Raw genomic sequence first — 19,944 nt, forward strand, 5'->3', positions numbered from 1 at the left:
ATCAAAAGAAGAAAGGGGAATGGCCAGACAAGTATAGGAAAATGAATTAAATGGAAAAGGTAGACATAGAGTATGGGAAGTTAAAGGAAAACATGATTAAATATTGCTAATATCTTCATTTCCAACAACTTGTTTATGAGCACTATAATAATTTTGTGCTTAGAACAGAAAACTTACCAGGTGGCTTTGCTAAACCTTGTAAGAATTGTAGTAGAACGTTTTTGGATTTCTATAATATTGATTAATAGGAGGAATGAAAATGAAAATATCAAATAAGACAATAGAAGAATTAAAAAAAGCGGGATGGTATGAGGATAGAAAAATAGACATATTAGAAAATGTAAAGTTTCTTGAAGAAAGAGACTTTGAAGTTTTTGAAAGTGCAAAAAAATTTATGGAGGAGTTTGGAGAATTACAATTCAATGTTGAAAGGATTTGGCCAGATGGGGTTACTAAGGACATATCTGAACATACCACTTGTATTAAGGAAGTCATAGGTGTGTTAGATAGTTCGTGTTTTGGCTTAGATGATTTTATTGATGATAAAGTTATTCCTATAGGTTCATTATATGATTTCGGGTTAGATTTATACATATCAGAATCAGGAAGATTATTCAAATCAACAGGGTGGGTAGGAGACAATGCTTTGGAGGCATTTGATAATAATATTCTTGGAAAAGGAACAGTGATTTGGGATAAATTTGAAGGGTAATAATATTTTTCAATGCAAAATTCTGTCCTAACCTACTGCGTAACTGTAATTAAGCAGTGAGTAGGGGAAAAGGAGCAGAGTGGTAGATAAAATTAAAAAGTAGTTTTAAGTTGATGAAACTAAAAAAAAGTTTTAAAATATTCTGCTATTTAACCACCTTTTGCTCTAAATTAAAGATGTAATGAAAAGAAGAAATAGATTTATATTATAACTAAGAATAGAACCAATGTTTCTAATAGAAGAAGCGTTGGTTCTATTTTTATGCAAAGAAGCTGGGAGGATTAATAATAATGTATCTGAATGTAGAAAGAAAAACAGATATGACCATATACAAACGTAAAAATAGTTAGAGAAAATCTGGATTCAAGGCTGCAGCCAGCAGGAGCTTTTAAGTGTAGAGTATAATGCAGGTAAAGAAGGAAAAGGCTTTAGTTATAAAGTCTATCAAAGAGGGGATATTGATTGGAATATGGTTCGAACAAAGGGAGTGGGTCCATTATTTGAAACATCGACTAGGTATCATAACATTAGTAATGCCAAAAGGGCACCATTACATCCGTATAAAGGGAAGTTAAATCCATTTTATCCCATGGATGAGCCAATAAGAAGAGCACTCAAAAAGTAGATTCTATAAATTATTGGAAATCTAGAGGGAATGAAGTTTTAGGAGGGAATTACAATGAATGCTTTGCCTGATGAATTAGACCAAGCTCTTGAAGAAGATATTTATAAACGTGAAGATAAGAATAAAGTGAAGGAGACATTAACTAACCTAGGTGTAGAAGTATCTGATACATTCAGAGAATTTTATTATCGATATGCAGGACCTTTTTGGGAAGAACACGTTCCTTACGAGTTACTAGATGTTGTAGATGAAGAGAATAGTATTGAATCATACACAATTATTGCTCGAAATGAACATGGATTTCCTAAAAAGTATCTAGTTTTAAGTGAAATGTCAGCAAATGCTGTACTAGTACTTGATAGTGTAACTGATAAAGTTTACTCGGTTAATTTTGAAGGTGGAGATGAGCTACTTTTAAGCGGAGAGTTAAAGGAAACTTGGCCAGCATTTTATGTGTTTTTAAAAGAATATTTTAACTGTTAGATGGAGATTAAGTTAATGTTGGATAAAATGATTTTATTCATGATGCTAAGTAGGCGCAAGGGGTTATAGTAACTTTATAAGCTTATATATGTATGAAAACGATAAAGCTCTTTAAACATACAGGTGAAGAGAATTTATTTGAAGTTGATAAAAAATGAATCAGTTGTTTAAAAGTAGAGACTCATGATGGTTGTACCATCATGGGCTACTATATGCAATGATTTAATTGAAAGAGGAGTACAAGTTTAGACGAGACGACATTTTACTGGGTAACAAATACAATGACATGGAAGTTAAACTAACGAACTCGTACAAAGTCGTAAGTATTAATGTATTACTTGTTACAACATGTAATAGGTGTCATACTGTCGCTATAAAACTTACGAACTTAAAGCGCTTGATATGAACTGCACCCCAATTGTTAGTCGTGTCTAACAATTGGGGTGCAGTTCATTGTCTACAATAGACGACGAGTGCTTTTTCGCGCTTTAGCATAGAAAAGATACATTATAATTTTATAAGTGCACTAAGTGTTACATCTTTGTTGCTGTTTTTATAGATTATAATGGCCATGTACAGTGTACGATGATAGTAAGGAGAAAGTTGTAAAAAGGATCAAAGTAACAACTGGCCTTGGATTATTTGTGAAACTGTCAGCTGGATGCGGTACATTGATAGAGAAGCAAGGTGGTGGACACCAGGGAAGGTTACCGAGTAGGGTTAATGCACGCCATGCAGAGAGCGGTAAGAAAATCAATGATGAGATTCAGGGGATTGAGGATTCGCTTGTGGAGAGAATAAAAAATGGTGGTTTAGGTAAGGAGGATAGTGGTGTTGCAGGTAAAATAGATCCTCTAAGTAATCCTAAAATAGCAAAAGAAATTGAGGCTAACTCTGATGCTGTTTATGGATATTCACATAAACAAGGGTCGCCTATAGATAAATTCTGAATCGATTAATCTAGAGGAAGTTGCTTTTGCAAGAACTTGAAGTATCTTAAGAAATTGGAATAAAAAAGCAATCAGCTTACAAATGAGGTAGGTTACTAAACTTCAAAATGAAGGAATGTCGATTGAAGAAATTGCAAGAAAGAAGGTTGAAAAGCGAAATTTGGATAGAATACAATCATATCTTGATTCCAATAACCTTGAGGGACTAAATGTAATAAAAGTATGGTAGAGAGAAAGAACCTACACCAAAACAACTTTTTGACAAATATGGTTCATGAGAAGATGTAATATACGGCAGCACAAAATCAACTCCAGCAATAGATGTGTTAATGGGTTTGTATAAGTAGCAGGAGGTTATGATTATGATTGAGGAAAAACAAAATCAAAATACACGGTGGTATGTGGATAATAATTTAAGAATCCGCATACAAGAAATAGAGGATGGAAAGGCGAAACTGTGGATGGCAATTGATAAGTTAAACATTTGTTTTACATTGATTATGTATGATTTTATGGATTGGTGTGAGCGAGAGATAAGTATAAACTTGGAGATTGATAAGAGTTGGAATAATCATAGAGGTTTTATTATAGACAGAAAAGACCAAGTAATAATTATGTCGGAAATAAAAAGGTTCATTAATGAATTTAACGTAAAACCTAATGAAAATGCTGACCAGTTTTCAGATAATGAGTGGTATGCATAAATATGACCTTTTTCTGATGCTATAAAATACTTGGAAAGCAGAACTTTTAGCTAGATATTATTTTTCTAACAAAAGAATCCGGGAGTTAGTCCTCTGGATTCTCTTTCATAATCTTATTATCTTTAAGTTCGTTTGAATCTTTACGTACAATTTTATTCACAGTGCCAGGAAGGATTGAACCAGTATATAGTGGGAAACCTATAAAACGGGATTCGTTCATGGTGGAATATCATATTCAAGGAAAGGAACCGGTTATGCGTGAAATTTTAAATAAAGCAAGAGGATAATACTATGTCATAGAAGAAACTGCTCGAGAAAATATTTTTATATAGCGGGATCATTTACTGAATTTCTAAAAAATTATTTTATGATGAAGATGATGAGTAATATTAAATAAGTAAATGCGGTAATAAAGACATCTAAACAATTTAAGTTATTTAGGTGTTTTATTTTGTAAATTAGAGATAACATAATAGGATAAAAATGGAAAATGTATTAAGGAAGAGTTAGAATTTGATGAATAGGTTTATAGGTATTAATAATTTTCTTGATTAAAATAAAAAAATGAACTGTTCAGTTGGAGTATGTAGATTTTAGACCTTCTCAAACTAGTGACCTTAATAATAGATATTGTTCAAAAAATGTATCGGCTCGGCGGGAAAATGGCCGAGGGTGTGGATAATGCATTTGCCTTCTTCAAGGGCGTTGAACCAGTTGGAAGCGGTGCATTGGCAGGGAGCCCAGGAAATGTTACCAAGTGGGTTAATACGCGTCATACTGAGAGTAGTAAGAAAATCAATGATGAGATTCAGGGGATTGAGGCTTCGCTTGCTAAGGGGCAAGCGCAAAATGCAAACCGGTTATCTGGAGAGAAATCAGGCAATCTTTCGCTGAATATAGAAAAGAAAACATCTGTGGAAAATGCGCCAGTGTTTGAGAAGAAATCGGCGGAGTTTTTTGATGGGTTGAATTTGAAGAGTGGTTCGAAGGATTTAGAATTAAAAGAATCTACTAAGGGTAATCTTGATTTTAAAGAGTGGGAAGATATGCCTGTTGGTGGTCAAGCTCGTCTAACAGCTGATGGATTAAGAATTATGAGTATTCGAGATTTAAAGAAATTTAAGAAAGACATGAATGAAATCGGTATTAAAATTATTCTTGACAAAAAGGAGAAAATTCTCCCTAGAAATGTTGCGAGGGGCTTTGACCCCTATACTGAACAAATGGTTTTGAGAACTGACGCATCACTTTTAAGTGCCCTTCATGAATCCTACCATGCTAAACAATTTAGAGAACTTGGACAAGAAAATTATTTGAAACAATCAAGATCAGAAAGAGAAGAGTACGTTTATAATGAAATTATGAAGAATAAGGAAAAATTTATTGCTGAAGAGATATATGAAGCACAAAGATATATTTTCTTCATTAGAAACAAACAATGGCCATTACCTAATTGGAAAGGATATGAGAAATAGTGATGGAACAAAAGGAAACAAATATAACTGCAAGTCAAGCTATTCAAATTGCTAAGCGATATCAGAAAAAGCATAATATACATGGGATCATACATGAGGATATAGAAAGGTCCGTAAGATTTTATAGTGAATTTTATAGAATTAAAGGAAGTGCTTGGCTCGTTTTGGCAGATATCACACCCAAGACATATGAAGGTGATGATGAAATTATTTTTGTTGTTTCTGATGAAGAAGGTGTTGTAGATCATGTTCTAGACCATAACGGGATACCTCATCGTTATCATCTATCAAGTAATAGAGATTATACTGATGAGGAGTTTGAAGCCATTTTTAATGACGATGAGATTAAGTAAAAAGTACTTATTTATTTTTGGGCTACCAAGTAGTGAATAGATCTTTTTACTAAGAATATAAGGAAATAAATATGTAGAATGAAGAACTCATGATGGTTAGGCAATTATGGAATTATATAACGATATTTATTTATGAAAATAAGAACGATACGTAGACGAAAAGCAATTTTAAATATACGACTTATTTTCGCAGAGAACAAACCATAAACTTACGAAATTAAATAGGACCATTGGTTTGAGGATAAGAATTGTAACAAATTAATTCATATAGTTAGCAAAAAAGCACTTGATTGCGAAAGGCAACGAGTGCTTTTTGCATTTAAGTATAGAATTAAAAGATTCATTAAATTTTTATAGTTTGTAATGGTTATGTACAGTATACGGAGATAGTAGAGGAAAATTGTAAAAGGGGTCAAAGTAATAATAAACTTTGGATTATTAGCGAAAAGGTGAGATGGAGAAACTACTCTTCATTCAAATATAGTACAATCATTCCAAGACAGCAAAAATATTAGGCCTGACCGCGTGAGACTAGAAAGCCTAAAAGTAGAAAAATACGGAAATGAAAAAATGTATCAGCTTGGCGGAAAAATAGCCGGGGGTGTAGATTATGTAACAGCTACACTCAAAGGTGTTGAAGCAGCTGGAGACGGTACATTGATAGGGAAGCAAGTTGGCCCAGGGAAAATTACCGAGTGGGTTAATGCACGCCATGCAGAGAGTACTAAGTTTATGGATGGTAAGATTCAGGGGATTGAGGCTTCACTTGCTACGAGAATAGGGAATGCTGGTTCAGGAGTTAGTAAGGAAGTTAGTGGAGTTAAGGGTATGGGTGAAAATATTATTTTTAAGCCAGGATATGATACCCATTTAATAGAGGTAGAAGGTTTCAAGGCAAAACCAACAATTGGTGTTAAAGGAGGTCACAATTTGACAATTTCAAGAAATTTGTTTTGGATAATTTCGGCAACCAAATAACGGATATCAATCAAGCTATTGTAACCAAGACACCTCACCAAAATATCGATGGTATATACGAGATAAAATATAAACTACCAGCTTATGATGGATTGAGTACGGCAAATGGTGGAAAAGGGAATTTTACAGGTCAGTGGAAAGAGTATAAGAATCCTAAAACTGTTTATGACCCTAATGTAATTTCTGATGAACAAATATTAAAGTGGGGGAGGGAGGCGATGGCTGAAGGAATAAGCAATAACAGAATTTAAATAGATTCTCGGCCTAATGCTGTTTCCAATGAAGTTGTTGGATATGCAGATATAGGAGGAGAAAAGTTACAATTTATAGGGTATATTGATAAAACAACTGGAGAGGTTAAAAATTTCTTCCATGTGTTTCCTAAACAATAGTCTAAGGAGAATGTTGATAATGGATGATGAAATTTATTACGTAGAAAATTTTGAGGAAAAAGTTCAGAATATGGAAGCTTATTTTAATACCATTGGAGACGGATATTTCTTAGAAGCATTACATCATTTTAAACTTGCTAAAGGATTTGGAATTGGATTTACAAGTTGCTACTTTGCTACCGAATGTCAACTACATGATGAGGAGTATTTTGGAGATACTGGAGTCAACTTTACTACGATTCCGCCAGTAACAAGTGTGGAAGTCTATGCAATTGTAGACTATGAAACATTTTATAATTATTTAAAAGAGGTCAGTGAAAATTATGTATCTCGGAATAAACATAATGCAGAGGAAGTTGAAGCTTGCTTGAAAGAAATTAGACATAAATTTAATATTGGATAAACACTATGTACATGAAAATCAATTCGTGGGTTTACTTTTTAGAAGTAGGATTGTACGATACAATCAACAAATCAAACGCTAAAAAATTTGTCAAACACGCTTAATAAATTTAAAAGGCTTATTCCAACTTGAGTGATGAGTTGGAATGGGTCTTTTTTGCATGCAAAAAAGGCAAGGAGGAAAAGGAAAAAGTAGGTATAGCAAAAGTAAGGTCTAATATATAACTTTAAAGTCAGCTGGTTTGAGTGATACACAAGCTCAGAAGGCCGTTCAACGAGCAACAGAACAACAATTGTTTTATAAATTAGCTGGAGACGATTTTGTTCCAAGGATTCCTGGTAGAATTAATTTACCAAAACTTAAATAAAGGAGCATTTACATGGAATTAAATACTTCTGTAGTGGAAGCGGTATTGTCTAGTAATTGGTTAAAACATTGTGGAACAGAGAGTAATTTGCCTCAAGGAATTGAGTATACCTATTTATCAAATAAAAAGAAAATGGTTAAGAGTGTGAATGGGATAGAATGGGAAAATATTTGTCTTGAAGAAAGTAATAATTTAACGGGTTATTTAGCAAAGAATGAACCAGAAATATATAATAAAAATTGGAACACCTTAGTTAAAAAAATCAAAGCAGAGGTATTACCAAAAATTACTGACAATATTGAAAAACAAATAACGATATTGGGGTTACCAAAAGATATATTAAATGCTATTAAATTCGATATAGTAAGTATAATAATGGTACTATCTTATGAAGAATATTATAAGTCAGCATTTTATAACGAAATGCTAGAAATCTATTTAAGTGGACATATTCCTTGTGGATGGAATGGAAAGTATCCAGAAGGAAATATATTTATATATTAGGGGGACAAAAATGACTAATGATGTAGAATATTACAGTGAAGTGAAAAAAATGATTCAGCAGTTTTTAAATACTTCACAATTGGTTCCAGAAATATTAAACGAACAAGAAAAGCAAATAATAGCAACATTTTGTTTTGGTATGATAAATGGTTATTCTTTAAAAAATAAAAAGAACGCCATACAAATACAGGGAGCTACAATTGATATATTGATAGAAATGTTCTTTTATTCTCCAGCAGCTAGTGCGGAATTCTGTAATTTTTTAATTGAGTGTACAGATAAATCATTTCATCCAACTATGCATTCTATCATTCATAGAGGAATTCAAGGGTATTATCAATATGAAGAAGCTAAAAATAATGAGTTAAAAGATAATATTGAGAATGTGATTGAAGTAGTAAAGAATCATTAAAATTAAGGGCATTGACTGAGGAAATTTAATCTTAGTTAATGCCCTTTGTGCATAGCACCAATAAAAGGGATTGTAGGCTGGTCTGGATTAATATGGAAAGTGGAACTTATACTAAAATTAGTGATCATCGTATATACGCATTGGATCAAAAAATGTTAAGGGAATAGATGGATAGAAAACTTTTTATTATTGGTGAAAAAGATTATTAAGGAAAGAGATAGAGAGGCAAAGCGGATAAAGGTTTAAAGAAATCGGTATATAGCATTACAAGGTTACCGTTTCAATAAATTAAGGGCAATGCACTCTGCTAGATATCCTATTCAAAGTATTCGTGATTTTTACTAAAAATATTAGATATAATGGTAAATTTACAAATAAGTAAAGAAAGGATTTGTTAATTGCAAGGGATACCGATCAATTTAAATCTTGCACCAATGCTTTGAAAAAGGAAATAGAAGATGGGAAAATATCAAAAGATTTGTTTACAGTCAAACAATTGAGATTAATTGATCAAGAAGCAGCGAGAATCCCTGATTTAATATGGCATCATCATCAAGGGGCGGGTAAATTACAGTTAGTTGTGCAAGATGTGCACGAATCAGCACGTCATTTAGGTGGTAAAAAATTATGGGGAGGTAAACGATAATGAGGGATGATTTAAAATGGTTATATCCAGATAAAGAAGTTAGTGAAGAGGTTATTAAAAAATTCGCCGAGAATTTAAAAATTGTATATCCTAATGATTACATTCAGTGTGTGAAAAAATATGGGGGGGCTATTGTCGAGCCTTCATCTTTTGATGTGAAAAATAATGAAGAAGGTCGAGTATTCGGTTCACTATGTAGTTTTGATAAAAATGCTACATCCAACATTTATAAAACATATAGTAATTTGAAATCTAGTTTACCTAATCAAATAATTCCTTTTGCAGATGATCCTGCTGGAAATAAAATATGTTTTGATTATAAGAATCATGAAGATAACCCAATTGTTGTCTTTTGGGATCATGAAGAATCTGAGAATAGGGAGACACTTATCGAAGAAGGATTATCAGTTCAAGAAGCAGATGAGGTTATGAGAGAGAGTATTTATTATATTGCTGACAGTTTTACGAGCTTTTTAGATATGCTTTATAAAGAAGAATAAAATGTCATTAAGATATTCGAATAACAAAAATTTATTACCTGATTTTATGGATATATATTAAAAGCGGTGTTTGTTAGTGAATTAGTAACCCTTTGATTCCTATTGCGTGTAATAAAGTTAAAGTAATATTCCTCATAATCAATAAAGTATGCCATTCAAGAACATATTTTGGTGTAGACCCAATTTTATTTTAAATAAAATTATTCTATAAAAAAGGATTATTTATTATAGGAATAAGTTGAAAAATTTACTTTTTATAAATTTCGGATAATTTCCTGGGTATTGAGTAAAGGAAAAGAATTAAAAGAAGAGTTTATGGAGGAAAAATTGTGACTGATATTAAATATGATTTGATTGGTTATCCGCTATTTATTGGAGAAAACCAAAAATTTATGCTAAAACTAAAAGGAGATATACTAAATGGGTCAGATGAAAAATTATTTTCTACTTGTACGCATGAGTTAAGAGAAGCAATAGAAAACAATGAAATTTCAAAAGACCTTTTTACTTCAAAACAGCTAGCACAAATAGAGGCAGGAAATTCAAGAATTTAAGGGTTAACTTGGCACCTTCATCAAGTAGTCGGAAAAATACAACTCTTACCTTCTAGAAAACATAAGATAAGTTATCTTGGTGGCGAAAAGCTATGGAGGGATGAAAATTAATGGGTCAATTACAGTAGCAATTTGCTGATAAACCAATAAGTGAAGAGGTTGTTTTAGAGGTTTCTAATAAGCTTGGGGTATCTTTCCCTAAAGACTATATAGACTGTGTTAAAAAGAATAATGGTGGAAACGTTGAACCAAAATTATTTGATGTCAATAGAAAAGAAAGAGTATTTGGAACGCTTCTATCATTTGATATTGAGAATGATGAATTCATTCTTTCAGTTTATGCTGATTATAAAAAAACTTTACCAAATAGGGTCATCCCTATAGCTTTTGACCCAGCAGGAAATTTAATATGCTTTGATTATAAAAATCATGACAGTAATCCTAATGTAGTATTTTGGGAGCATGAAGGTGCTACTGAAAAGGAGGAATTAATAGATGATGAAGGTATGACAGAAGAAGCTGCCAGAGAAAATGTATTTTATGTAGCAAGTACTTTCACTGAGTTTTTAAACAAATTGCATGATTAATAGATAGTTAAAATAAAGGGGTTGCCCTATAAGTCGGTTTTGCTTGCTTATGAGGTGGCCCTTTTTGTTTTAGAAGAAAATGATTTGATTTTAAATAAAAGATTCATATAAGAAAGCTGATAGCTAGTTTATGTAAAACTGATCAGCTTAAAGATAGAAAATCTGCAAATGATAAGATGTATCAGCTTGGCCCAAAAATAGCCGAGGGTGTAGATTATGTAACAGCTTCCTTCAAAGGCGTTGAAGCAGCTGAAGACGGTGCATTGATAGGGAAGCAAGGTGGCCCAGGGAAGGTTACCGAGTGGGTTAATGCACGCCATGCAGCGAGTACTAAGTTTATGGATGGTAAGATTCAGGGGATTGAAGCTTCGCTTGCTAAGGGTACGGGTGATAGTGGAGGTAGATTCCCTACCAAATTGATTGATCCAGAAGCTGATAAACATATTATTGATAAGGTGGCTGAAGCAAGAGGAGGATTATCTAATAAATATAAAGAACGGGGTAATTTTGCATATGCAGAAGTAAATGTTACAGGTGTTGATAAGACAGATTTCTATGCACATAGTGGCATTCATAACTCAGCAAAAGGAATTCCAGGAACAGAGGAGTTTTCATTCAAACCCGAGAACCCGGTATACAAGGCAACTGAAGCACCTGACAATGCAGGGGATATTTACCTTAGAGATGCAGATACAGAGTATAAAATACTAAATGACGTAGCAAATAGATTAGGTGGTAATAAAGATGTGACGAGAACTATCAGATTGTTCACCGAAAAGGATACATGTGGTAGTTGCAATAAAATCATTCAGCAATTTCAAAAAGACTATCCTAATATTAAAGTTGAAGTACTTCATAATGGTGATACACCTATTCCGCTTGAAAATTCAAAATAATAAAATTCGGAGGTTTTATAAATGGCTTATAGCTGTGACGAGTATTCAGAATATATATATGAGACGTATAGTGAATATGTAGAAGATGAAAAAATGAGCAGAAAGGAGGCAGTTGCACGAACATTTAATGAGTATGATATGTTAATGAAAAAAAGCGTGACAGATAAATTAATTATCAGTGTAATATTTGCAGAAATTCTAGTTTCGCATTCTAAAATTTCCAATACATTCAAAAATTATATGATTGAAACGATATCAAATATTAACTTTATGTTAATAGAACAGGAGCATAAACTTACACAGGAACAGTACAATGATTTCCTCTTTCGTAAGGGGCAGGTACTTAAACAATTAGAAGCAAAGCCGTCAGACTATTATCCAAGAGTATGTTGGTACTATGAAGAATTAACAGACGAAGTTAATAAATTTTTTGATGAAATCAACTCTAATGATACAGATGAAAATGAAGTAGTTGCTAAAGTATTCAAGTGTTTTGAGCGTGACTGCAAAAATACAGCAAGTGAAAAAATTATAGTGTATACAACCTTAGCTGAAAATTTATTACGATATAATTTGATGCCACAAATAGAAGACATGAGTTTTATAAACGAATTGAAGAAGTTTACATTAGACAATATTCAAGGTGAACAGCTATCTGATGATGAGAAAGAAAAGTTGGCACAGCGTATACAAGTGGTTTTGGATTGCGGAGCATGAAAAATGCAAAACTAAGTTAAAAATTGTAAAAAATATTCAATGAGAGTGTAAATTAAACTGTGTAAGTTCCAAAAAAGAAGCATACGCAGTTTAATGGGAAACTTATATGAATTAAGTAAAAGGATAGCCAGCTTTCGAAAAAACATTGCGGGCTATCCTTTACTATAATCTCAAAATCATCAGGATTATCGGGGATTCTTTCAATAGAATTGGGAAGTATCTACATTTACTTTAGAACATCCAAGGTACGGATGGCCATTACGTCTTTTACAAAACTTTGGTGAAGATGTTATGCGAAATGGATATTGGTTAGGACAGTGGCTTGAGAAAAAAACGGCATAGTTTTTTTCGAACTTGAATTTGAAGAGTGGGCAGAACGTACCTATAGAGGAGGCGGGGAAAGCCCCGAAACGATACGAGGGACCCCCTGTGAAGGTAAAATTAAAGATTGATACAGCGACAGAAAAAAAGGCAGAGTTAATATGAGGAAAGTGTCGCTCAATTTTATAATCTCAAATGGAGTGAATGATATGAATGATGTAATGAAACAGGCAATAACTCGTATTTCTCAGGTTACATGGGGAACCTCTGAAGTGAAAAAGAAATCTAGTGAACTTTTAATCACTGAGTATTTGAGAAGGAGCTCGTTGTTTTTAGAAGTTTATCCATTTGAATGTGGACCATTTTTTAGCCCCGCAAAAGTGTTGGATATTAATCTGGATTTCGAGGATGTTATTACAAGTATTTTTACTGAGCCAGGTAAACCAAATTTATTATGTAAAACAATTTGTCTGCGTTACTTAGAATGGAAAGATCATTAACGGTGATTTTCAAGACGTTTATGAGCCATTAATAAAGTACTTTGAAAGGGGAGGCACTCTTAGAATTGATAAGGGTATCTATTTAGACTATGGATTTGGAGCATTTCCTATAGACAATTGGCGGGAACGATATGTAAAGTTACAAGCTGCTGATATTTCAGATGAAAATTTAGACAATATTGATATTGAGAATAATTGAACTGATTATAATTTACGTTTACAGCCTTTGTGATAAGATTGTGAAATATAACCAAAAAACCAAAAGCTCAACAATTTGCTAATTACTTGATAAATTTTCAAAGGCTTATTCTAACTTAAACGATAAGAAGGAATGAACTTTTTTACATGTAATCAAACTGCGATCTAGATACAACCTAAAATATGAACTAACATTGGATGATGATTTCTTTGTTAGTCTTTTTTTATGCTTAAAAGCAATAAAGGGAGGAATAAGTGTAATGATAATAATAGTAGGGCAATTCAACACACATATAATTGAAGATGGGAATAGTTCTTTTTCCGTATGAATGTTTTTTTCAGTGCTCTTGTATTGTTTCGGTTTTATTTTCTTTAGTAGTCATTGATGTGATGATAATTTAAAGATTGTAAAAGGGTCTATGCTACACTTGTTCTTGAATTTGGATAATTTTGTAGTATATGTACCGAAGGATTGATAAATTACTTCCTAAAAAATATTATTTGTTTGGTGGTAGTTTGAAAAAGGCGTAGGATTTGCTGGCAGAACGGGTGCAAAATGTGGAAAGATTGTTAGAGAAGAAACTTGAAAATCATTCGCTGAATATGGATATTTAAATGGGTACTTAATTTGTGGTGAAGCATCAAACGGAATGAAGTTTATGGGATATTTTAGGGACGGGGAAATTGCAAATTTCCACCCAGTAACAAGTTTTGATTAAGATATGTAGTTAGGAGAATGTTTATGAGCGAGAAAAAGATTATGGGTGATGAATGGAATAAGAATTTTATTAGAGGGATTTTTATTAATAAATCAAGAATAATAAAATGTATAAATGTAATTTTAACAAAAGAAGATGTTGTTTTTGATGATGTTTGTATGATAGCTACTTACAGTACCTATGATGACGGTGATTCTGAAAGATGTGAGATGGATGAAGTTGTATTAAGTATGGGATTTCCTGGTTATCCAGAAGAGATATCATGTTTAAAATATAAAGAGTTTTTTAAATTAATAGAGTATGGTTTAGAAGAGAAGATTTCTAGATTTAAGGAGTTAGAAAAAGAAGAAATCTTAAAAGAACTTGAAAAAGCAAGGAGTGGATTTGAGTCAATATTTTGGACACGAGAAAGTTAAATCTAAGCTACCTTTTTAGCTAGATCTTCTATTGCTTGAGGAGTTTTATAACCAATGCTACTATGAATTCGCTTGCGGTTATAAAACCCTTCAATATATTGAAATAGTGCCAGATTTGCCTGTTCAAATGTGACGTATTGTGTACGATATACTTCTCCTTTCTTTAAAATGGCATGAAACGACTTGATACAAGTGTTATCATACGGACACTTCCTCTTTGAAATCTATTGTAAAAAGTAAGAACTTCATGAAATTGCGTCCATAGGACCATACGGATATACATGAACTTAAAGCACTTGATTGTCTACTAAAGACAACAAGTGCTTTTTTGCGTTTAAGCATAGAGTTTAATTTAAAGGATTCATTACAATTTTATAAATGCACTAAGTGTTACATCTTTGGTGCTGTTTTTATGGATTATAATGGTTATGTACAGTGTACGACGATAGTAGAAACAAAGTTGTAAAAAGGATCAAAGTAACAACTAACCTTGGATTATTAGCGAAACTGCGAACTGGAGAAACTAGTTTTAATCCAAATATAGTACAATCATTGCGAGACAACAAAAATATTGCGCTTGACCGCGTGAGACTAGCAGGCCTGAAAGCAGAAAAATACGGAAATGAAAAAATGTATCAGCTTGGCGGAAAAATGACCCAAGGAATGGAGAATACACTTGCTTTCTTCAACAAGGGTCATGAAATAGTTGGAGACGGTGTAGTAGCAGGGAAACAAGGCGGTCCAGGAAAGGTTACCGAGTGGATTAATACGCGCCATGCAGAGAGTAGTAAGAAAATTAATGATGAGATTCGGGGGATTGAGGCTTCGCCTGCTAAGGGTACGGGAGATGCTAAATTTACCTATAAGAATAATCCTATGGATAATCCAAAGGCGGTAAAAGATATACTTGAAAATCCAGATGCAGTTTATGGTTTTTCACCTAATCCTGATTCAACTCGTATAGGTAAATATGCAAATAAAATAGATTGGAGCGATTTTGATCAAGTTGAAATTGCAAAACAGACAAGACAGGCATATCACGAGGCTAATGAGAAAATGTTGAATAATCTTTATAGTCAGGGATATTCTACAGAAGATATTGCAAGAAAGATGGTTAATGAACGCAATGCAAATAGGTTAAATAGCTATATTGAGAAAGGTGATATGGAGGGATATGAATTAGTAAGAAAGAGTAATTTACAAACTTATAATAATGCAGACGGTCCAACACCAGAGTCTTTTTTTGAAAAATATGGTTCATGGGAGGGAGTTGTTAATGCATCTGTAAGTAGTAATCCAGGTATGGATGCTTGTGTTGGATTATATGATATATATCATGGGGGAAAGTTGAAATGATTTGGAAAATAGAAGATAAAAAAGATTTTTTATGGTATACCAGTAATAAGTGTCAATTGAAGATAAAAGTAAATGAAGATAAAGTAAATATTTGGTTGAATTATAATGGGTATAACATTATCATGCCAATGGGAATGTGGGGATTTGATGATGAAGTTTCTGAAAGAGGACTTAAGTATTGTATAGGTGGAGATCATATGCAAGAGTGGTATTATATTGTAGACAAGAAAGACTTAAGACTTTTTGTAGATTTAATTTATTTTTTTATTGAAGAACATGATGCAGATAAGATGATTAACCCTAAATTAGGTATTAAAGGATGGAATTAAAATATACGCATAAATAGTTTTATAATATTGAATGCATTATATAATAAAGTAACAACATAAAAGTGTTGTTTGATAAAATAATAAAATAGTTAATTGTAACTAAAAGTAAATATATGTTATAACAATGAAAAGAGGTAGTGTTTCAAATAAGAAACATTATCTCTTTTTCTCATGCAAAGAAATTGTAGGAAGTAATAACAATTAGAGATAATACATAATAATGGGGAAAGATTAAAACCAAATTAATGGGTAATGGAGAGAGTTTTAATGGAAGACTGGACATACAACGAGTTGTTTGAAACAATTCAAGGGGTATATAAAGAATTTTTATCTCAAAATAGAGGGCATAGACACACAATAGCAAGAATAGTAGACGATTTCAATAACTTAGGTAAAATAGAGGATATTATCGTTGATGTTGCTATAGGAGAGATTTTAATTACTTATGATAAAGTTTTCATTGGTTACGTTGAAGGTATAACAAAGACTTTAAGTTTGTTTAATCCACAAGAAGCAGAAGGTGAATTAACATCAGAAGAAATAAATGATTTATCGAGACGAATAAATAAAGTAATAGAAGGATTAAAAAATGCAGAGGTTGATTATAATCTCTCAGCAGAACAGTGATATTTATAAGAGATTGAGTCCATTAGCTGATTATATAAAAATCGAAAGCTCATGACGGGTGAAACATCGTGCATAACAATAGGATGAGAAAAATAGGCTTAGGCGAGATGACATTATAATGGGCGATGAATGTAAAGGGTGAAAATATTTGGGGAATTTAAACCGAGCAATTAAGCGGATTTCAGCAATTGATTGGAGTCGTATTGGGGAAATAGAAAGAAAATCGAATGTCCAATTGTGCAAAGAGTATTTAAGAAGAATTGCGATATTTTTCCGGACATATCCAGGTAAATGTGTTTACCCCTTTATAAGTATTTCTAATTCAATCACATCACCGCAAGTAAATATAGAAGGAATTGAATTAATTAATGAAGTGAAGAATAGTTATCAAAATGCAATAGTTACAAGTTTCCTTGAACTAAATGCACTTATAGATGAGGGAAATCAAATCGCTATTGAGAACAAAGATCTATTTGAGCCAGTAATAAAACTTTATGAACGCGGTGGTTATTTCTATAAGAGAAGTGGCTTTGTAAATGTAGATGGAGTATCGTTTCAATTAAACAATTGGGAGGAATTTGAACCTTCTGACATAAGTGATAAAACTCTGAATAGTTTAGATGAATTTGAGTGAGTTGAGACATAAGTAAGATAATTCAAAAAGTTATGAAAGAAATAAGAGGCTCTCATTAGATAATCTTATCTGAAAAGTATTTGTACGATTATGAGGAATGAAAATTAGTTTGTTTTGGAAGTTAATGAAAAAAGTAGCAGAGATAAATACTAGAAATCTCTGCTGCTTTTTTATGGTGCAAGTTGTAGAAGCGTGTAATCGGCAAAAATTACAGCAAGGGGAAATATGACTGCAGAGGAGAGAGCTGGTTTAGAGGAAAGAAATATTAAAAATACGGTAATCCAATAGGAACAACAGCTGAGAGTATGTTTAATAAGATAAAAGATTCATACATTGATAAAGGAATTTATGAATGAGATGAACAAGTATGGAAAATTATAATTGAAAAATCAATGCAAAAAGATGCAATAAATACACTATTAGGATTAGTACATTAGGAGGTGTAACTTATGATAATACTGAATAATTACTCTAAGACTGGCACATATATTATATTAGAACCTAGTGGATATTCAATAGTTGAAAAAAATAAAGTACAGTTAGTTAGGCAAGGTGTGGGAGGATTTAGTGAAGATGGACAATTGATAGGTATTTCTGTTGATTCAAATAAATTCTTTTTTATATATAATGAGAAGAAATATGAGGCAATTCCTGATGAGATTATCTGTATAAATGAGAGAACTGATAATGGAAAACGTAATTTTCAAGTTAAAATAACAGATAAGGTTGTGTGTGATATTACATATAAACCATATATAAGCCCATTCGTTTTAACTTTTGGCGATGATGAGGATGAATTCGATTATTTCCTATATCTAAGTAATTTGATGTTAAGTAAAGATTCCATGTTAAGTTTTATTAAAGGAATGAATAGATTAAAAAACTCATAAGAAATTTTAACATCAGGAGTATAATTTTGCTGCAAAGTCATAAATTATCTGAATTCCTAACTTATAATCAAAATAGAAAATAACAATGTATGGCAGTGAAATAATAATGTCTTCTATTTGGAAAGGAGTATAATCATTATGATAACATTGCATAATTATCCAAAACTGGAATCATACATATTAATTGATAATAATACGTATTCAATAAAAGAAACTGGGGATAGGTATAAAACAGTACTAGGGATTGGTGGGATAAGTGAAGATGGACAGGTAGTTGGTATTTATGTTCAAGATGACAAACTATTTTTTTTCTACAATGGACAATCATTTGAAACATCTTTCCAATTTGTAAAAATAGTTATATTTCCAAATTGGAAAGATGTTTTAATATACAAATAGGGGGACAAAATATATGTAATATAGTTTATGAGCCTTTTATCGATCCAGGAATGATATATTATGATGCAGACCCTGAAGAATTTGATGTATTGTTATACTTAAGTGGATTAATGAAGAATGAGGATTCTATTAAGAAATTTATGAAGGGTATGGAAATAATTAAAGCACAGAATAAAAGCTAGTGTTTTAGAGAAAGAAAATTAAGCTTATAGCAATGTCTACCGATGAATGAATCGAGTTCGCAAATATTTTGTGCATATTTTCTAGATAAATGTCCCAAATAAATTGGGTCTCAGTATTATATTTTACGATCCAATTAGCAGGTAGCAGGGGCTTAAAACACAATCAGTAAAATACGAACTAAAAAAATCACATGATTAACAGGTATTTAAAATAAAAGGGCTGTTCCATAAGTTGGTTTCACTTGCTTATGGGATAGCCCTTTTGCTTTAGTATAAAAATGGTTTCAATCAAAAATTCATATAGGTAAAATAATAATTAGATTATTTCACATTGGTTGGATTAAAAACAGGAAAATCCGGAAATGACAAAATGTATCAGATTGGCTAAAAAATAGTCGAGGGTGTAGATTATGTAACATCTACACTCAAAAGTGTTGAAGTAGCTAAAGACGGTACAATGATAGTGAAGCAAGCTGGCCCAGGGAAGCTTACCGAGTGGGTTAATGTACGCCATGCAGAGAGTAGTAAGTTTATGGATGGTAAGATTCAGGGGCTTAAGGCTTCGCTTGCTACGAGATTAGGGAATGGTGGTTCAGAGGTTAGTAAGGAAGTTAGTGGAGTTAAGGGTACGGGTAATGTTGGTAAGGGAGCTAGTGAGGCTGGAAAACATGTAGATGATGTGAAAATCCTTGAAAATATAAAGAAATGGGATTATCCACCTAATGAAGGATTATATAAGAATCCAAAATACTATGACCAAAAAACAGGAGAAATTCATTGGCCGCCTAATGATGGATTTGTTTCGGGAACTCAAAAAGTGGAAACATTACATCCCGAAATGAGACTAGGTAGATATGGTAATTCAGCAGGTTTCTCTTTAGCTCCTGAAAGAGATTCGTTCCCAAGTAGGGTTTTGGCTCCGCATAGTGAATAAGCGCCTTATAATGTTTATGAGGTTATTGATGATTTTGAAGTAACTTCAGAGAAAATTGTTCCTTGGTTTAATCAGCCAAGTGGAGGAACGCAAATTATTAAATATAAATCTAATGGTCGACCTTACTCTATAGAGGAATTAATAGAGCTTAAAGTTATTAAACAAATAAAGCCATAAAGGA

The 19,944-nt window shown here is 32.4% G+C and carries 26 protein-coding genes and 2 pseudogenes; 27 read left to right on the forward strand and 1 reads right to left on the reverse strand.

The features are described from left to right. Window positions 1-259: 259 nt before the first annotated feature. The 19 genes from BPMYX0001_RS13400 (at window position 260) to BPMYX0001_RS13495 (ending at window position 14,412) form a co-directional block, all read left to right on the forward strand. The gene (locus tag BPMYX0001_RS13400; protein ID WP_033798978.1) at window positions 260-712 is read left to right on the forward strand and encodes an SUKH-3 domain-containing protein; all 453 of its coding nucleotides are present in this window, start codon (window positions 260-262) and stop codon (window positions 710-712) included. Between the two features lie 679 nt (window positions 713-1,391). Further along, window positions 1,392-1,820 (forward strand): SMI1/KNR4 family protein, encoded by a 429-nt coding sequence (locus BPMYX0001_RS13410; protein ID WP_006095340.1) that lies wholly within the window; start codon window positions 1,392-1,394, stop codon window positions 1,818-1,820. A 578-nt stretch (window positions 1,821-2,398) separates the two neighbouring features. After that, entirely contained in the window at window positions 2,399-2,770 is a 372-nt protein-coding gene (locus BPMYX0001_RS13415) for a hypothetical protein (RefSeq protein ID WP_003209528.1), read from the forward strand. A gap of 362 nt (window positions 2,771-3,132) precedes the next feature. Beyond that, a complete protein-coding gene (locus BPMYX0001_RS13420) occupies window positions 3,133-3,474 on the forward strand; it encodes a hypothetical protein (RefSeq protein ID WP_018781703.1) in 342 nt (113 codons plus the stop codon). 662 nt (window positions 3,475-4,136) lie between these two features. Continuing rightward, window positions 4,137-4,949: a zincin-like metallopeptidase toxin domain-containing protein gene (locus BPMYX0001_RS29905; RefSeq protein WP_240516996.1), complete on the forward strand. Its 813-nt coding sequence runs from the start codon at window positions 4,137-4,139 to the stop codon at window positions 4,947-4,949. A 2-nt stretch (window positions 4,950-4,951) separates the two neighbouring features. Continuing rightward, window positions 4,952-5,302, forward strand: a complete 351-nt coding sequence (locus tag BPMYX0001_RS13430; protein WP_006095345.1) for a hypothetical protein — start codon at window positions 4,952-4,954, stop codon at window positions 5,300-5,302. 525 nt (window positions 5,303-5,827) lie between these two features. Beyond that, window positions 5,828-6,280 carry a hypothetical protein gene (locus BPMYX0001_RS34050; protein ID WP_006095346.1) on the forward strand — a complete coding sequence of 151 codons (453 nt, stop codon included), beginning with the start codon at window positions 5,828-5,830 and terminating at the stop codon, window positions 6,278-6,280. After that, complete coding sequence (locus BPMYX0001_RS13440) at window positions 6,256-6,531, forward strand: CdiA family toxin C-terminal domain-containing protein (protein ID WP_033798979.1); 276 nt, start codon at window positions 6,256-6,258, stop codon at window positions 6,529-6,531. The genes BPMYX0001_RS34050 and BPMYX0001_RS13440 overlap by 25 nt, the downstream gene beginning before the upstream one ends. Window positions 6,532-6,691: 160 nt before the next feature. Then, window positions 6,692-7,075 carry a ribonuclease toxin immunity protein CdiI gene (gene cdiI / locus BPMYX0001_RS13445; protein WP_006095348.1) on the forward strand — a complete coding sequence of 128 codons (384 nt, stop codon included), beginning with the start codon at window positions 6,692-6,694 and terminating at the stop codon, window positions 7,073-7,075. Window positions 7,076-7,454: 379 nt separating this feature from the next. Continuing rightward, entirely contained in the window at window positions 7,455-7,946 is a 492-nt protein-coding gene (locus tag BPMYX0001_RS13450) for a hypothetical protein (RefSeq protein ID WP_006095350.1), read from the forward strand. A 10-nt stretch (window positions 7,947-7,956) separates the two neighbouring features. After that, a complete protein-coding gene (gene imm48, locus BPMYX0001_RS13455; RefSeq protein ID WP_006095351.1) occupies window positions 7,957-8,358 on the forward strand; it encodes an Imm48 family immunity protein in 402 nt (133 codons plus the stop codon). A gap of 391 nt (window positions 8,359-8,749) precedes the next feature. Next, entirely contained in the window at window positions 8,750-9,004 is a 255-nt protein-coding gene (locus BPMYX0001_RS29910) for an HNH endonuclease (RefSeq protein WP_139358608.1), read from the forward strand. Continuing rightward, on the forward strand, window positions 9,004-9,504 hold the full coding sequence (locus BPMYX0001_RS13465) for an SMI1/KNR4 family protein (RefSeq protein ID WP_006095353.1): 501 nt from the start codon (window positions 9,004-9,006) through the stop codon (window positions 9,502-9,504). The genes BPMYX0001_RS29910 and BPMYX0001_RS13465 overlap by 1 nt, the downstream gene beginning before the upstream one ends. A gap of 329 nt (window positions 9,505-9,833) precedes the next feature. Then, entirely contained in the window at window positions 9,834-10,058 is a 225-nt protein-coding gene (locus BPMYX0001_RS30855) for an HNH endonuclease (RefSeq protein WP_006095354.1), read from the forward strand. Between the two features lie 146 nt (window positions 10,059-10,204). After that, entirely contained in the window at window positions 10,205-10,645 is a 441-nt protein-coding gene (locus tag BPMYX0001_RS29485) for an SMI1/KNR4 family protein (RefSeq protein WP_240517002.1), read from the forward strand. 176 nt (window positions 10,646-10,821) lie between these two features. Next, window positions 10,822-11,541: a deaminase domain-containing protein gene (locus BPMYX0001_RS13480; RefSeq protein WP_006095356.1), complete on the forward strand. Its 720-nt coding sequence runs from the start codon at window positions 10,822-10,824 to the stop codon at window positions 11,539-11,541. Between the two features lie 21 nt (window positions 11,542-11,562). Beyond that, window positions 11,563-12,258, forward strand: a complete 696-nt coding sequence (locus tag BPMYX0001_RS13485; protein WP_006095358.1) for an Imm3 family immunity protein — start codon at window positions 11,563-11,565, stop codon at window positions 12,256-12,258. A 530-nt stretch (window positions 12,259-12,788) separates the two neighbouring features. Further along, on the forward strand, window positions 12,789-13,079 hold the full coding sequence (locus BPMYX0001_RS13490) for a hypothetical protein (RefSeq protein ID WP_240516997.1): 291 nt from the start codon (window positions 12,789-12,791) through the stop codon (window positions 13,077-13,079). Between the two features lie 940 nt (window positions 13,080-14,019). Next, window positions 14,020-14,412, forward strand: coding sequence for a hypothetical protein (locus tag BPMYX0001_RS13495; RefSeq protein ID WP_018766330.1), 393 nt, complete (start codon window positions 14,020-14,022; stop codon window positions 14,410-14,412). 2 nt (window positions 14,413-14,414) lie between these two features. Here BPMYX0001_RS13495 and BPMYX0001_RS30860 read toward each other — a convergent pair. After that, window positions 14,415-14,633, reverse strand: a pseudogene (locus tag BPMYX0001_RS30860) (integrase core domain-containing protein); the annotation flags it as partial. A gap of 214 nt (window positions 14,634-14,847) precedes the next feature. Between BPMYX0001_RS30860 and BPMYX0001_RS13500 the strand changes: the two are divergent. The 8 genes and pseudogenes from BPMYX0001_RS13500 to BPMYX0001_RS34065 form a co-directional block, all read left to right on the forward strand. After that, complete coding sequence (locus tag BPMYX0001_RS13500) at window positions 14,848-15,768, forward strand: hypothetical protein (protein ID WP_006095360.1); 921 nt, start codon at window positions 14,848-14,850, stop codon at window positions 15,766-15,768. Continuing rightward, window positions 15,765-16,097, forward strand: a complete 333-nt coding sequence (locus BPMYX0001_RS34055) for a hypothetical protein (protein ID WP_240516998.1) — start codon at window positions 15,765-15,767, stop codon at window positions 16,095-16,097. The genes BPMYX0001_RS13500 and BPMYX0001_RS34055 overlap by 4 nt, the downstream gene beginning before the upstream one ends. Before the next feature lie 267 nt (window positions 16,098-16,364). After that, window positions 16,365-16,724 (forward strand): Imm3 family immunity protein, encoded by a 360-nt coding sequence (locus BPMYX0001_RS13510; RefSeq protein WP_006095362.1) that lies wholly within the window; start codon window positions 16,365-16,367, stop codon window positions 16,722-16,724. A gap of 148 nt (window positions 16,725-16,872) precedes the next feature. After that, the gene (locus BPMYX0001_RS13515; RefSeq protein ID WP_006095363.1) at window positions 16,873-17,358 is read left to right on the forward strand and encodes a hypothetical protein; all 486 of its coding nucleotides are present in this window, start codon (window positions 16,873-16,875) and stop codon (window positions 17,356-17,358) included. 449 nt (window positions 17,359-17,807) lie between these two features. After that, entirely contained in the window at window positions 17,808-18,248 is a 441-nt protein-coding gene (locus BPMYX0001_RS13520; protein WP_018766334.1) for a hypothetical protein, read from the forward strand. A 138-nt stretch (window positions 18,249-18,386) separates the two neighbouring features. Next, window positions 18,387-18,647 carry a hypothetical protein gene (locus BPMYX0001_RS34060; protein WP_006095365.1) on the forward strand — a complete coding sequence of 87 codons (261 nt, stop codon included), beginning with the start codon at window positions 18,387-18,389 and terminating at the stop codon, window positions 18,645-18,647. A gap of 639 nt (window positions 18,648-19,286) precedes the next feature. Then, window positions 19,287-19,763 (forward strand): hypothetical protein, encoded by a 477-nt coding sequence (locus BPMYX0001_RS32340; protein ID WP_033798980.1) that lies wholly within the window; start codon window positions 19,287-19,289, stop codon window positions 19,761-19,763. 15 nt (window positions 19,764-19,778) lie between these two features. Beyond that, a pseudogene (locus BPMYX0001_RS34065) lies at window positions 19,779-19,940 on the forward strand (glycohydrolase toxin TNT-related protein); the annotation flags it as partial. Between the last annotated feature and the right edge of the window lie 4 nt (window positions 19,941-19,944).

The organism is Bacillus pseudomycoides DSM 12442, from assembly GCF_000161455.1.
Taxonomy (GTDB): Bacteria; Bacillota; Bacilli; order Bacillales; family Bacillaceae_G; genus Bacillus_A; species Bacillus_A pseudomycoides.

What these genes read in the sequence shown, in the direction of transcription:
- BPMYX0001_RS13400 (WP_033798978.1), top strand. Translation starts at nt 260, where the DNA reads ATGAAAATATCAAATAAGACAATAGAAGAATTAAAAAAAGCGGGATGG.
- BPMYX0001_RS13410 (WP_006095340.1), top strand. Translation starts at nt 1,392, where the DNA reads ATGAATGCTTTGCCTGATGAATTAGACCAAGCTCTTGAAGAAGATATT.
- BPMYX0001_RS13420 (WP_018781703.1), top strand. Translation starts at nt 3,133, where the DNA reads ATGATTGAGGAAAAACAAAATCAAAATACACGGTGGTATGTGGATAAT.
- BPMYX0001_RS29905 (WP_240516996.1), top strand. Translation starts at nt 4,137, where the DNA reads ATGGCCGAGGGTGTGGATAATGCATTTGCCTTCTTCAAGGGCGTTGAA.
- BPMYX0001_RS13430 (WP_006095345.1), top strand. Translation starts at nt 4,952, where the DNA reads ATGGAACAAAAGGAAACAAATATAACTGCAAGTCAAGCTATTCAAATT.
- cdiI (WP_006095348.1), top strand. Translation starts at nt 6,692, where the DNA reads ATGGATGATGAAATTTATTACGTAGAAAATTTTGAGGAAAAAGTTCAG.
- BPMYX0001_RS13450 (WP_006095350.1), top strand. Translation starts at nt 7,455, where the DNA reads ATGGAATTAAATACTTCTGTAGTGGAAGCGGTATTGTCTAGTAATTGG.
- imm48 (WP_006095351.1), top strand. Translation starts at nt 7,957, where the DNA reads ATGACTAATGATGTAGAATATTACAGTGAAGTGAAAAAAATGATTCAG.
- BPMYX0001_RS13465 (WP_006095353.1), top strand. Translation starts at nt 9,004, where the DNA reads ATGAGGGATGATTTAAAATGGTTATATCCAGATAAAGAAGTTAGTGAA.
- BPMYX0001_RS13480 (WP_006095356.1), top strand. Translation starts at nt 10,822, where the DNA reads ATGTATCAGCTTGGCCCAAAAATAGCCGAGGGTGTAGATTATGTAACA.
- BPMYX0001_RS13485 (WP_006095358.1), top strand. Translation starts at nt 11,563, where the DNA reads ATGGCTTATAGCTGTGACGAGTATTCAGAATATATATATGAGACGTAT.
- BPMYX0001_RS13490 (WP_240516997.1), top strand. Translation starts at nt 12,789, where the DNA reads ATGAATGATGTAATGAAACAGGCAATAACTCGTATTTCTCAGGTTACA.
- BPMYX0001_RS13495 (WP_018766330.1), top strand. Translation starts at nt 14,020, where the DNA reads ATGAGCGAGAAAAAGATTATGGGTGATGAATGGAATAAGAATTTTATT.
- BPMYX0001_RS34055 (WP_240516998.1), top strand. Translation starts at nt 15,765, where the DNA reads ATGATTTGGAAAATAGAAGATAAAAAAGATTTTTTATGGTATACCAGT.
- BPMYX0001_RS13510 (WP_006095362.1), top strand. Translation starts at nt 16,365, where the DNA reads ATGGAAGACTGGACATACAACGAGTTGTTTGAAACAATTCAAGGGGTA.
- BPMYX0001_RS13520 (WP_018766334.1), top strand. Translation starts at nt 17,808, where the DNA reads ATGATAATACTGAATAATTACTCTAAGACTGGCACATATATTATATTA.
- BPMYX0001_RS34060 (WP_006095365.1), top strand. Translation starts at nt 18,387, where the DNA reads ATGATAACATTGCATAATTATCCAAAACTGGAATCATACATATTAATT.
- BPMYX0001_RS32340 (WP_033798980.1), top strand. Translation starts at nt 19,287, where the DNA reads ATGATAGTGAAGCAAGCTGGCCCAGGGAAGCTTACCGAGTGGGTTAAT.